Origin of the sequence: Aeribacillus composti (assembly GCF_031760945.1) — a bacterium.
In the GTDB taxonomy this organism is placed as follows: Bacteria; Bacillota; Bacilli; order Bacillales; family Aeribacillaceae; genus Aeribacillus; species Aeribacillus composti.
Map to the genome: position 1 here is coordinate 3732124 of NZ_CP134501.1, position 13311 is coordinate 3745434.

A 13311-nucleotide genomic window follows, 5' to 3' on the forward strand; every position below is an offset into this window, starting at 1 on the left:
CTCCTGTGAAAGAAATGGTAGATTTATTCATTAACGAGTTTTACAGCTTCTTGATAAATTTTTTCTGCATTCGGTAAAACAAACTGTTCAAGCGGGCGGCTGAAAGGAATCGGCACGTCTGGTACAGCCAATCGTTTGACCGGAGCTTCTAAGTCATACAAGCCTTCCTCTGCAGCTATGGCAGCGATCTCCGCCGTCATGCCGTATGATAAATAATCTTCATCTACTACAAGTAATCGATGAGTCTTTTTAATGGATTGCAGGATTGTTTCACGATCTAACGGGACAAGTGAACGCAAATCGATGACTTCTGCTTCAATTCCTTCTTGCTCCAGCTTTTTGGCAGCCTCCAATGCATGATGAGTCGTCATTTGAATCCCTACAATTGTTATATCTTTCCCTTCCCTGACAACGTTTGCTTTTCCTAGCGGCACCGTGTAAGCTTCTTCCGGCACATGACCGACTGATGCGTCTAATTGATCCATCCATCCTAAGCCTTGCAGCGTTTTATGGAACATAAAGACTACAGGATTATCATCCCGAATGGCTGAAATCATCATCCCTTTTAAATCATATGGAGTGGATGGAGCCACCACTTTCATTCCCGGCAAATGCGCAAACGTTGCATACAAAGTTTGAGAGTGCTGAGCAGCATCACTATACCCTCCGCCAACAGCGGTCATTAACACGATTGGCAGCTTCACTCGGCCGCCCGACATATAAGGGATTTTTGCCATATGGTTATAAATTTGATCCATACAAACTCCGAAGAAATCGACAAACATCAATTCAACGATCGGCCGCATTCCTTCGGTTGCTGCGCCAATGGCCGCTCCAATAAATGCAGTTTCAGATATCGGGGTATCAATCACTCGATCTGATCCAAATTGTTGAAATAACCCTTCTGTCGATCCGAAGATACCCCCGTAAACTCCGACATCCTCCCCCATGACAAACACGTTTGGATCTCGCTCCATCTCCAATTTAATCGCTTCCGCCATGGCCTTATTTCCCGTTAACAAGCGCGTTTTTGTTCCTTGCACAGCTTATAACCCCTTTCCTGTTTATTTACGAAACGTATAAATCTTTTAAAGCATCTTCCGGATTCGGATAATTGCTGCTGCGTGCAAATTGATAAGCAGCGTCTACTTCCTGTTTTGCTTTATTTTCAATGATGTCAAGATCGTTTTCCGCTATGTTTTGTTCAGAGATTAATAGATTTCGAAGGCGTATGATCGGATCTTTATCCCGAAGAAGCGACACTTCATTTTTATCTCTATACAGCTCCGGATCCCCTTGGAAATGTCCCAAGTAACGATATGTTTCAATTTCAATAATCGATGGACCTTCGCCTCGTCTGGCGCGTTCCACTGCTTCTTTTGATACTTCGTACATGCTGATCGGATCGTTGTCTTTGACGTAATATCCTTTAATGCCATATGCAGCTGCACGAACATCATTGGATGCTACAGATGTCGATGCTGTTTTCGGAACAGAAATTCCGTACTGATTATTTTCAATCACCACAATAAGAGGTAAATTCCAAAGTGCTGCCATATTTAATGACTCATGGAAAGCTCCTTGATTTGCGGCTCCCTCTCCGATAAATGAAACCGCAACCCAGTCTTTTCCTTTTTTCTTAGCAGCTAGTGCTGCGCCAAGGGCGTGCGGGATTCCTGCTCCAACAATTCCTCCACAGGAAAACTTGACATCCGGATCAAACAAATGCATATGTCCTCCCTTACCTTTGCCAAGCCCGGTTTCTTTTCCAAAAATTTCAGCCGTCATTTTATTTAGGTCAACGCCTTTGGCGATGGCATGATGATGAGGCCTGTGAGGCGACGTAACCGTATCTTCTTTTTTCAAATGGACACATATGCCGACGGCTGCCGGTTCTTGCCCTGTTGCCAAATGCATTTCGCCAGGAACAGGACCAGCCCCAATATTGAAAACCGGATTCTTCCCTTCAGTATAAGCTTCTGCCATTTTGTCTTCGTAATAACGGATTTTGTACATGTTTTCATACATCCATAAAAGATCATTTTTAGAAATTGCCAATGTATTCTCTCCCTTCTACCAAAATAGAAAACGGTTTCAAATAGTTAAATGCAAAAATTGTGCCAAACTACATTTTTCGTGATTGATATATTTAGTTTCATTGAAAATGAATAAGATTTTCTTATGCTACAAAAAAACGTCCCGTTTTGGGACGCTTTTTAGAGACACAATGATACAATTTGATACGAAATAAAACAAAATGATATTAATAAGGGATTTGAAATCTTTGCATTTGCCGATAAAAAGTGCTTCGTGATATCCCTAAATATTGCGCAGCTTTTGTGATGTTGCCGTTATATAGACGTAAAGCTTGCAAGATCGACTGCTTTTTCATTTCATCTCGATGAATAAACACCGTTTCCGCTTTTGGCTTGGAGTCCGTTTTTATAATTTCCTCAGGCAAATCTTTAATAGTTAAAACAGGCTTCGTCAATTTGTTTAAAGTTCTTTCTACTATATTTTGCAATTCTCTAATGTTTCCCGGCCAATGATAATGTATTAACGCTTGAAAAAAATCCGGTTTGATTTCAGGAAAAGGCTTATTTAACTTTTCACAATTTTTTTCAATAAAATGATGAACAAGGAGCGGTATGTCTTCTTTTCTTTCTCGCAATGACGGCAAAGTGATCGGCATGACATTAAGCCGGAAAAACAAATCCTCCCGAAAGCTTCCTTTTTCGACCTCTTCCCGAAGATTTTTGTTCGTCGCTGCGATGATGCGAACATCAACAGGCAAAACTTTATGCCCGCCGATTCGCACCACTTCCTTTTCTTGTATGACTCGCAAAAGCAATACTTGCATTTCCAAAGACATTTCTCCAATCTCATCTAAAAAAAGCGTACCGCCATCGGCAAGCTCAAATTTTCCTGCACTTCCCCCTTTTTTCGCTCCGGTAAAAGCACCGTCCGCATAACCAAACAGTTCGCTTCCTAATAAATCTCGAGGAATTCCGCCGCAATTGATGGCTATAAAAGGCTTATGCTTTCTGTCGCTTTCATTATGGATCGCTTGTGCAAACATTTCTTTTCCCGTACCGCTTTCTCCTAAAATTAATACATTTGAGTCCGTTTTTGCTGCTAGCTTCGCTTCGTTTACTTTTTGGAGAAACTGAGGATGCTTCCCGATCATATCAGAAAAAGTGATTTTCGCCTGATTGCCAGATAAATGATTAATAAATTGTCTTATCTTTTGAATCTCTTTTATAATCATCATTGAACCGATCCATTGGCTGTCTTTATAAATGGGGAGTTTATCAACTAGAACATGAAAAACTTTGTTTGACTGTTTTATTTTTAAGTGCAGTTCATGATTTTGAAGATGTCGAGGGCGATTGGAAATAATCGATTTGTTGCTAAAAACTTCGCTGATCTTTTTCCCTTCCAGGCAAGAATGATTCAATTGAAGCAGCTTTTTTAATTGATCATTCACTTTAATAATGAGCCCTTCCGTATCGAAAATGAGGATGCTCTCTTTCATATTATTGGTAGTCGCTTCAAGAAATCTTTGCATCATAATGTTTTTTTCTGTCTTTTCAATCAGCTCCAGCTGGTACTCAATGGCTTTCACTGCTGACACTACCATGCCTAAAGTATGTGGATGAACCTTTTCATATGGGCCTGAAACATTTAATACGCCGATTATCTTTCCTTTTGAATCGTGAATGGGCGCGGCCGAACACGTCCATGCCTGGCAAATTTCCGAATAATGCTCCTCAGCATATATTTGTACAGGTTGATTGATCACAATCGAAGTGCCGATTGCATTCGTTCCCATTGCTTGTTCACTCCAATCGGCACCTTCCACAAATTGAATATCAGCTGCCATCTTTAACGTATCAGCGTCGCCAATTGATTTTAACAACTGTCCCTTTTCGTTGCAAAGAATCACTAAAAAACCCGAGCCCTTTACGATTGAATACAATCCTTCCATAAACGGAACCGAACATTCAATTAAAGGCTTGTAATGGTCTATTTCGATTTTTTTTATTTGACCGTATCGCTGAAAAGGGTCAACTTCCATTTCTTTGGAACGAATCCATGAATCTTTTACAATGGGAGATAATTTTTCGTCGAGCTTATTTTCAAAAATAAAGCGCTTCCAACATTGTTTGACATACTCTCTTTTCTTCATCATAAAACACCTCCTTCAATTGTTGATTGAAGCTTCTCCGTCCAATCGCATCACATGCCAGCTTACAATGTTTATCGTATTTTTTAATATTCTCCTTTATTGTAGCATTACAAAAAAGCTGTGAGAACTAGCGATCCACTGAATGAAGCTCCTTTTATTTTGAAACTTTTTAAATCAAAAATGCTGGAAACCCCCTTTTGCTTTTTCAATCATGAGAAATTGGGGCTCCCTTCTTTTGATATCCCGTAAATACAGAAATTTACAGTTGCCGATCGTACTGGACACATCGACAAAATTGTACAAAATTGGTCATAAAAAAAACCGATTCCAAAAGATTGGAATCAGCCTTATTTGCTGCTGCACGGAAGGCCAAATCATTCTCTTTTTTCCGTTATGCATATGTTTGGAAATTGTATTACCAGTTATTAACTTGATCGAATGGTGATTTGGCAAAGCCTTGTTCTTTCTAAATGAAACGGCTTCATGGCATTTAAACGGTAATTCTTAATGTTTAAAATCAGTGATTTTTTAGTATGCTTCAAAAAAAGACGAAACGACGTTCCAACGATCACTTTGAAAAATGCCGCCGGTTCTTCTGCATATGTAAGCAGAACTCCCTATTGTGAACAAATATTGATCAGTATGATGATGTTTTTCAAACGTCTTCCTTCATTACATAACAACTGAATTGAGCTGATAAAAAATATATACAATGTAGGAATGTGGGCAGCTATAAAAGAATAAAGGTTTTTGGCAATGGGAAAGAAGTATAATATATTGAAATAATAAAATGCTCTATATTCTGGGAGGATAACATAAAGTTATAACGGGGGAACGTGAATCGTATTAAAACGATCATAAAAATTATTGTGAAAAAATTATCATCGGAGCTGTCCTATTCATTTATATTATGTTTTCTTTCTCCTTTTCTTTCGTTAATTGTTTTAATTTGTTGGACAGCTCCATAAACCAATTTTCATCTTTTGTTAACAAGGCTAAATCAATTAATGCTTTAATCTGCTCTTCATTTTCTATTGGAGATACGGGCAATTTTTTTACCCAATGATTTAATGTTTCAACTGTTTTACCAACGACGATTTCATTGTCACAAGCCATAACTTTTACTCTTATAATCTTTTGTGATGAATCTATCGTTTCAACATAACCGTAAATAAATTCGCCGCTTTTTGTTTTTCCTTTTACCCAATCCCCTACTTTCACTGGCAACTGATTGATTCCTTCCATTTTATACACCACCACTTGCAGTATTATAGAGATCTGTTTTGAAATACTAAATATCTAGTTGTTAACAGAAATTATTACATGATAATAAAGGGAACGCAAACAATTTAACCTGGGAAATAATAAAAATTTTAAAATTCCATTTTTTCAAATATATAACTTATAATAAATGTTTTCATATTTATTGCAATAGACAAACGTTCAGCACATTTGTTCCATGTGAAACATAAATCAGACAGCCGGCTCAAATTTTACCTTTTGTGCGGCAAATCGTTATTGAAGGAAAGTGCAACTTTCGGCTGTCCTTTCGTTTAAAGATGAAAAAATCTACCCTTTGTGATCAGCTGAGCAATAGCGAGAAAAAAAGTTTTTTTAAAATAATTCTTCATGCAAATGAACCTTTACATGCTCTTCCTGAAGCATGTACACAATCGACGAAGGAAGCCCGTTAAACATCTTTTCCAAAGCTGGCGCACGCTCTATCCACAAGCAATCTCATACTGTATTTCCCATTTAAAAAACAAAAATTTCCAATTGGCCGCTTCCCACTCTATGATAAGAAAAACTATTGTATTTCTTCCGTCTTTTCCTTATTAAGTATCACTATGAATCTACAAAAATGAACATTTAGCATTTATTGATTTAAATAACCTTTTTTGTAGTCGGTGATGTTGGAAAAGGCGGCACAAATTCACTTAATAAATATTCATAAATTGCTTTTTCAACTGATAAGCCACTTTTTGTGATGCCCATATTCCCAAAAAGAACATTAAACTCGAGAATATAAAGATGCCCTCCGCTTATTAGCACATCAAAGCCGGCATGATTAATGTTCAATTGTTTCGAGACATTCAAAACAAGATCACAAGCTTCTTGCGGTATAAATTCAAAACAGAGGCTTCCGCCTTGGGCAACATTGTGGAGAAACTCCCCTTCCGCCCCAACCCGCCAATAGGCGGTGAAAATATCTTTTCCAATGACACAAATGCGTAAATCTTTTCCGTCGTTTTCTAAATATTCTTGTACGTACAAAACATCATTTTGATTAGCATATTGATAAAAATCATACTCATTTTTAATTAAAAAGGTTCCTTTTCCCATTGAATTCCGGACTTCCTTTGCAACAAATGGGAACGGGAACGTTTCTAATACTTTTTCGATATTGCTTGGGGTGCTCGCCAATATTTCCGTATATGGAACATGCTCAGGCGCCACCGTCCACAGCGCTCTCGTCATTTCTACTTTGCTAAAGCCCAGCTGCAATGATTCAATGCTTGGGAAAATTTTTTTCTTTAATCCGTATACTAGAGCAGGGGCTTGCCACGTCTCAGGAAAAAGAACAATATCCGCTTGTCGAATGGTTTCTAATTCTTTAAACATATTGTCAGGCTTTATATAGTGTACACCTGGAATTCCGATGGTCCGGTATGCATTAAAGGAAACCATTTTCATAAATTCGTGACCACACTCCAAAACATATAACAATTTTCTAACATAAATAATAGAATCTTCATGAATTTTTCGCAAATAAAATTTTCAATAGTTTCCCCTTTCAAATGCCGTGAGAAATTTTTTACTTCATTATGGCATCTTGAAAGGACGTAGAACAGGCGGATGCTTTTTTGCTATTACTTCGACTCTGAAGCGGAAAAAGGGAATCCCCTTGTTTTTATTTATAGTGATCCCGCCAGTGCTGCCTGAGAAAGCGTATCACCATTGCTCCCGGGGCGCAGGCAATATTTTATGATCTGCCATTCCGTCATTACCAAATATCTGAGAGAGGCGCAATCGCGGCAACGACTTGGATGTCCTTCTGACAATTATGGACGAATCCAGTCAGTATTCGGAGCGTGATGTATGCGACCAATGTAATCGAACAGACGATCAAGGAGATTCGGAAACGTTTGAAGTCGATGTACAGTTTGAGCTCAAAAGCTGAGGAAAACAATTCAGGATTTTAATGAGAAATAGGCGGAGAGAAAGCTTCAAGAATTTGCCGAGGCTCATGAAGGGATAGCCGTCATCCGCCAGCTGTTTTCTAGTAAAAATTGTAAACATATACAAAAGCCAGTATAGAAAAATGAGCTGTTTTTCTATACTGGCTTCATCTTATTAGGACTTATCGAACCGTCCCTATATTAACTAAATAATGTAAAAAGGGGCATATAAGGAACACCGCTTTTCCACACATAAGAGTAAATATTTAGTCTTATGTTTTGAGACAATCTCCTTCTTTCAGCTGAATAACATTTTAGTGATACCTTATCGAATGGGTAATGTAAACATAATTATTACCCCCGTTGCCGTTGCAAAATACTGTTCTAAAAACCTGATACACACTAACACATTTTCAATTTGTAATGGCTATCTCATAGTTACCTTCTGCGTGAGAACGTTATTGCCCGAACCTAAGCGCAAACGGATATAGGCTTCATACGCCGAAACATTTGGATTAATGCGCATCATGATCGTTTTCTTTGCTTTTCCATTTTCATCTGCTGTCAGTTTGCCGATATTGAAATAACCGTAAGTGATTGGCCATGTTCCATCCTCAAATTGGATTTGCGAAATGCTTTGCCCGCCTGACAAATATATTTGAATTTGTCCATTTGATACTGCTTGGCCAGGTGTTAAACCACTCATCACCACTTCTACCGGAAATGGTATACCTCCGAGCGGAATGAATTTCGGTGTTAACAATTGATATTTTTCTTCACCGCCAGGCGGCGTCTCAACAATTGACTGACCGATATTGACTGTTTTGGTGAAGACGTTGTTTCCAGCCCCTATTCGAAGGCGAATATATCCTGTTGTTCCGTCTTGTACCGTTGGGTTAAGTCTCATTGTCAGTACTTTTTCCGCCACACCATGCTGATTAGCTTGAATGCTCCCAACACTTTGATAACCGTAAGTGGTAGGCCATGTTCCATTCGGAAGCCGAACTTGCGAAATTGATGTACCACCTTCTAAATATACTTGAATTTCCCCATTTTCAATGACTTGTCCCGGTTTCATATCTGTTAATTTGAGTGTTACTTGAAAAGGTTCTCCGCCAGTTGGCAAATATTCAGGGGTTTCAATGTTATATTTAATATCTTTTGGAGGATCCATTTCCGAGCCAAATGAACCGTCAGCAAATGTCGATTGATCATACCAAAGATAACCTTCATTCGGTGAACGCCAAGGCTCCGGCTTCAGCTCCTCAGAATGCTCTGGGGTCTCCATTTCTAATATTGGTGAAGGCTGATCAAGCGGTATATCAAGTTCAGAGAAGGTCAGATAACTTTCTTTATGAGACAGCCATTCGACAATTTTCATTAGCAATTGGCCATTATCTTTTTCAGTAAATCCGTCGTACGTTCTCTTGACTCCTCCGTGTTCTTCATTTCTATATTTAGGGGTGCTGTCTTCCACCACAGAAGAGTCGCCGATGAAAGCGGCCTTTCCTCTTTCCTTTTTTCCTATCGCTACAAAGGGCCCTTCATGAATTCCGCCGCCAAAATAAACCCCTTCGTCAACTGCATTGCTCCATTTGTTTTCTTCTACAGTAAGCCCATCAGGCAAATAAACAATCCCTTTAGCAATTTCAGGATTCATAATAGCCAGTGTAGAACCAGCATGAATCGAAATTTCATCAATGCCACTCGTTATACCAAAGGATTCATCAGATGGTATAATCACATTTGCTGTTGTGTTATCTATCGAGTTAAAACGAAATCTTACACCAAATTCTTCACTTAGCCAATCGGTGCTTTCAACACCAGCCATTGCAGCTTGTTCACCTTGATCCATTCCTTTTGTTGGATTATCAAAAGCCCCTCTGCGCCAACCATTCATAATTTCATTTGAATCCCAACGGTTAAAATTTCGGTCGGCATTATAGTGGTCGGCAATAAAAAATACGCCTCCCCCTTGTTCTGCAAACTCGGCAATAGCATCTTGTTCAGACTTCTTAAAAGGAATTTGTGCCTCTGGAATAATAAAAACATCATAACCTTCTAAATCCTCCAGAGTAAGTGGATCTAAACTCCGATGCTCCTTCACTGTATATCCCGCTTCAAGCAATGCATTGGCAAAATCGGAAAATGCACCATCAATCACCCAATCGGACTGGCCTGCTGTTTGCCCATGGCTGTTATCAAACAAAACTTTCTTGCCGTTCGGATCGCTAGGAACTAAGATTGGGGCCGGATCATTCGGACCTTCTGCACTTACAGTTACGTTTTCCAAAGCAAAAATAAAAAACGCCAATACTGCCACAAGGCCCTGCAACAGCATCTTTCTCATAATTACTCTACCTCCATAATTTATTAACTCAACGAGGCAAAAGCCTTTTATTGAGTTCAGCCGCTATTGCTGGAGCTTTCGATATACATTGCTGCCTTATGAGCATCTGCTAAACCACCTTCTTGCGCAAATAGCCGGAAATGATATCGACGATCGTAACCATGGCAATGATTCCTAATAAAATAATACCGACACGACTCCAGTCGCGAGACTGCATGGCAAATATAAGCGGTGTACCGATTCCGCCTGCACCGATGATTCCTAAAATGCTTGCGGAACGGAGGTTAATTTCAAAACGATATAAGGTGTAAGAGATAAACCCAGGAATGATTTGTGGAACAACGGCAAACCACAGCGTTTGCAAGCCGCTTGCTCCTGTTGCTTTCAAAGCTTCAATTGGTCCGAAATCAATATTTTCCACTTCTTCTGAAAACAATTTGCCAAGCATCCCGATGGAATGGAGTCCGAGCGCCAACACACCGGCAAAAGAGCCAGGGCCTACTACTTTAATAAATAACAACGCCATCACTAGTTCCGGAAATGTCCGGATAAAGCTTAAAATAAATTTTCCTGTTCCTGCCGCAATCTTCCCTTTCGTCATATTGTTAGCAGCCCAAAAAGCAAACGGTATACATAGAAAAGCTGAAATAAATGTGCCTAATATGGCAATCGCTAATGTATCTAATAGCCCTCGGAGCAGATCTTCGCCTTCGGGCAAGTAAACATATCCCCAATCAGGAGAAAGAATGCCGGATAAAATCGCTTTTGTAATTTGGCCGGCCGTTTCTTTAAATCCTTCTATTGGAATACCGGATAATGCCCATATATAAATAACAGCCAACAACACATATATACTCCAAAGCATGAACCGGTTCTTTTTTGGTTTAACTGGTCTTGCAACACTCTTCATAATAGTTTCTCCCGCAATTTAGTACTAATATGGTCGATCAACAAAACAACCATTAATGTAAAAATAATGATTGTACTCACTTTGTCGTATTCAAGAAAACCTAATGTTTTATCATAATATTCTCCGATTCCTCCTGCTCCCACTAGTCCTAATATAGCTGCAGCCCTTATATTAATTTCAAAGGTGTAAAGAACATAAGAGACAAAGTAAGGGGACACTTGCGGAACGACAGAGTAGACGATCCATTGAATTTTATTGGCGCCAACTGCCGTCATCGCCTCCAATGGGCCTTTATCAATACTTTCCATCGCTTCATAAGTTAATTTCGCAATAATGCCCATTGAGAAAACAGCTAATGCAAATATTCCTGGTAATGGCCCCAATCCGAAAATCGCAACAAATATAGCGGCTAAAAGAAGTTCAGGAATGGTACGAATTAAATTTAAAATAAATCTGAACGGGTAATAAATCCAATTGCTGGCAGCGATGTTGCTTGCGCATAACAAAGCAAATGGGACCGCAAGCAAAGCTCCCATCGTTGTCCCAATAACCGCCATGCGGAATGTGTCAAGCATTGCCGGAACAATATCATCAAAATATGACCAGCTGGGAGGATACATTTGTACAAGCAAATCAAACATATTTGGAAACCCTTCAACAAAATCGATGAAAGAACTTTCCGTTTGATAGGCGCTCCAGCCGATCAGCAGCACAATCAACGCTGCTGTCAAGTAATGCTTTATTTTAGTAGGTGCTTTAGGAATTTCTTGTTTAGTTAATCGATTCATATTTAAACTCTCTATCCGTTTCATTTATTCCCACCTCAAAAGGCTTTCCATATATTTCAGAAAACCGTTTATCTGTCGCTTCCCTAGCAGATCCGTCAAACACAATTTGTCCTGCTTTCAGGCCGATGATCCTTGTGGCATATTGTCTAGCTAAATCGACCGAGTGCAGGTTGACAACAAGCGTTATTCCTAACTCTTGATTGATCTTTTTTAAATCATCCATTACTTGTTTTGTTGTCAAAGGATCTAAAGATGCTACAGGCTCATCCGCTAAAATGATTTTAGCTTTTTGCGCCAAAGCTCTAGCAATCGACACTCTTTGCTGCTGTCCTCCTGAAAGCTGATCCGATCTGGTGTACGCTTTTTCAAGAATATTCATTCGTTCCAGAGCATTCATGGCCAAATCCACATCTTCTTTTGGAAACCATCCCAAAACGGTTCGGAGAGTAGAATGGTAGCCAACTCTTCCAGATAAAACATTTCGTAAAACAGTCGACCTTTTCACTAAATTAAAATTTTGGAAGATCATCCCAATGTCGCGACGGATGCGGCGGAGTTCCTTCCCCTTTGCTTTCGTGATGGATTTCCCGTCTATTGTTATTTCTCCGGAACTAATTTCATGCAATCTATTAATAGAACGTAGCAACGTTGATTTGCCAGCGCCAGATAAACCGACAATCACAACAAATTCCCCTTTTTCAATTTTCAAATCAATATTTTCCAATCCTACTACACCATTAGGATAAATTTTTGTAACACGATGAAATTCTATCACTCTGCATACCAACCTTTTTTAAATATTTATCTAAACATCCCGACGTTGCTTTATCTATTCATAGAGGATTAGCCAGTACGAACGATTCGCCTGGCTATATTTTATGAAAATAAATTATTCAGTTTTCACTTTTTCAGCATACTCCCTGACGATATCGAAGTTACTGTCTTTCGATTCTATGTAGCCTTCATGCGTGTAAATGTCTTTTATAATCGCATGCCCTTCTTCGTCTTTTCCAATATCAATGAAAGCTTGCTTGATTTTTTCAATCCATTCCGAATTCATGTCGGAACGGACGGAAATCGTATCGTTCGGAATCGGTTCTGTAAACTCAATGACTTTCGTATCTTCGAAAACAGTTGGGTAATCTCCTGCTACGGTATTGCGGGCATCTTGGAAAACAACCGCACAATCGACATCACCGTTCAAAACAGAAATAATTGCTTGGTCGTGCCCTTTTACTGTTATTCCTTGTACATCTTTTAATGGATCAATCCCATTATCCATCAGCGTTGCGGCCGGCCAAACATAACCTGCAGATGAAGTGACATCTTGAAAAGCGATTTTCTTTCCTTTTAAATCTTTCACACTAGTAATACCAGAATCTTTTTTCACTACGAAAATTGATTTGTAATTGTCTACTAGTTCATCTGTTGGCTGCCCGGTCTCATCATCCACTCCGTAACGTTGCGCTTGAAGAATTACTTCAGCAGCTCCTCTTTCTTTCGCCAGCACATAAGCATTTGGCGGCAAAAATCCTACATCTACTTTTTTGGATTCCATTGCTTCAACAATGGTATTATAGTTCGTTGAAACACTTACCTCTACAGGTATACCCAAACGATCTCCCAATAACTTTTCAAGCGGCTTTGCTTTGGCCTCCAATGTATCTGCATTTTGAGAAGGTACAAATTGTACAGAAAGAGTTTCCGGAATATATCCATCTGATTCTTTGCTGCTATTAGTTTGTTGGGAATTGCTGGAGTCCCCGCATCCGCTGATGACCACCGCTGTTAAAGCTAGTATTGTTCCAAAAGCTACTAATTTTTTAAACATATTAATTTCCCCCATATCTTTTTGAAAATCTAATTTCCATTTTAACACCAAATTTTTAATTATT

At 39.2% G+C, this 13311-nt stretch carries 10 protein-coding genes and 1 pseudogene; 1 reads left to right on the forward strand and 10 read right to left on the reverse strand.

The genetic code is table 11. The annotated features are described in order from the left end of the window. Positions 1–23: 23 nt before the first annotated feature. From RI196_RS18015 to RI196_RS18035, 5 genes are all read right to left on the reverse strand, one after another. Positions 24–1043 carry an alpha-ketoacid dehydrogenase subunit beta gene (locus RI196_RS18015; protein WP_144597637.1) on the reverse strand — a complete coding sequence of 340 codons (1020 nt, stop codon included), beginning with the start codon at positions 1041–1043 and terminating at the stop codon, positions 24–26. 25 nt (positions 1044–1068) lie between these two features. Next, entirely contained in the window at positions 1069–2058 is a 990-nt protein-coding gene (locus RI196_RS18020) for a thiamine pyrophosphate-dependent dehydrogenase E1 component subunit alpha (RefSeq protein WP_144597639.1), read from the reverse strand. A 205-nt stretch (positions 2059–2263) separates the two neighbouring features. After that, positions 2264–4192 carry a sigma-54-dependent Fis family transcriptional regulator gene (locus tag RI196_RS18025; protein WP_144597642.1) on the reverse strand — a complete coding sequence of 643 codons (1929 nt, stop codon included), beginning with the start codon at positions 4190–4192 and terminating at the stop codon, positions 2264–2266. Between the two features lie 900 nt (positions 4193–5092). Then, a complete protein-coding gene (locus tag RI196_RS18030; protein ID WP_063389111.1) occupies positions 5093–5434 on the reverse strand; it encodes an IDEAL domain-containing protein in 342 nt (113 codons plus the stop codon). A 639-nt stretch (positions 5435–6073) separates the two neighbouring features. Beyond that, positions 6074–6883, reverse strand: coding sequence for an ATP-grasp domain-containing protein (locus RI196_RS18035; RefSeq protein WP_063389112.1), 810 nt, complete (start codon positions 6881–6883; stop codon positions 6074–6076). Between the two features lie 312 nt (positions 6884–7195). Here RI196_RS18035 and RI196_RS18040 point away from each other — a divergent pair. Further along, a pseudogene (locus tag RI196_RS18040) lies at positions 7196–7507 on the forward strand (IS256 family transposase); the annotation flags it as partial. Positions 7508–7795: 288 nt separating this feature from the next. On the opposite strand, the gene RI196_RS18045 reads toward RI196_RS18040, so the two are convergent. The 5 genes from RI196_RS18045 to RI196_RS18065 all read right to left on the reverse strand — a co-directional run bounded on the left by RI196_RS18045 (position 7796) and on the right by RI196_RS18065 (position 13247). Next, positions 7796–9718, reverse strand: coding sequence for a motility-associated ABC transporter substrate-binding family protein (locus RI196_RS18045; protein WP_311066680.1), 1923 nt, complete (start codon positions 9716–9718; stop codon positions 7796–7798). Positions 9719–9827: 109 nt separating this feature from the next. Then, positions 9828–10631 carry a phosphonate ABC transporter, permease protein PhnE gene (gene phnE / locus RI196_RS18050; protein ID WP_375293581.1) on the reverse strand — a complete coding sequence of 268 codons (804 nt, stop codon included), beginning with the start codon at positions 10629–10631 and terminating at the stop codon, positions 9828–9830. Next, positions 10625–11416, reverse strand: coding sequence for a phosphonate ABC transporter, permease protein PhnE (gene phnE / locus RI196_RS18055; protein WP_311067379.1), 792 nt, complete (start codon positions 11414–11416; stop codon positions 10625–10627). Before phnE (RI196_RS18055) ends, phnE (RI196_RS18050) begins: the two co-directional genes overlap by 7 nt. Beyond that, positions 11400–12191 (reverse strand): phosphonate ABC transporter ATP-binding protein, encoded by a 792-nt coding sequence (gene phnC, locus RI196_RS18060; protein ID WP_311066681.1) that lies wholly within the window; start codon positions 12189–12191, stop codon positions 11400–11402. Before phnC ends, phnE (RI196_RS18055) begins: the two co-directional genes overlap by 17 nt. Before the next feature lie 114 nt (positions 12192–12305). Then, a complete protein-coding gene (locus tag RI196_RS18065; RefSeq protein ID WP_133309174.1) occupies positions 12306–13247 on the reverse strand; it encodes a phosphate/phosphite/phosphonate ABC transporter substrate-binding protein in 942 nt (313 codons plus the stop codon). Positions 13248–13311: the final 64 nt, after the last annotated feature.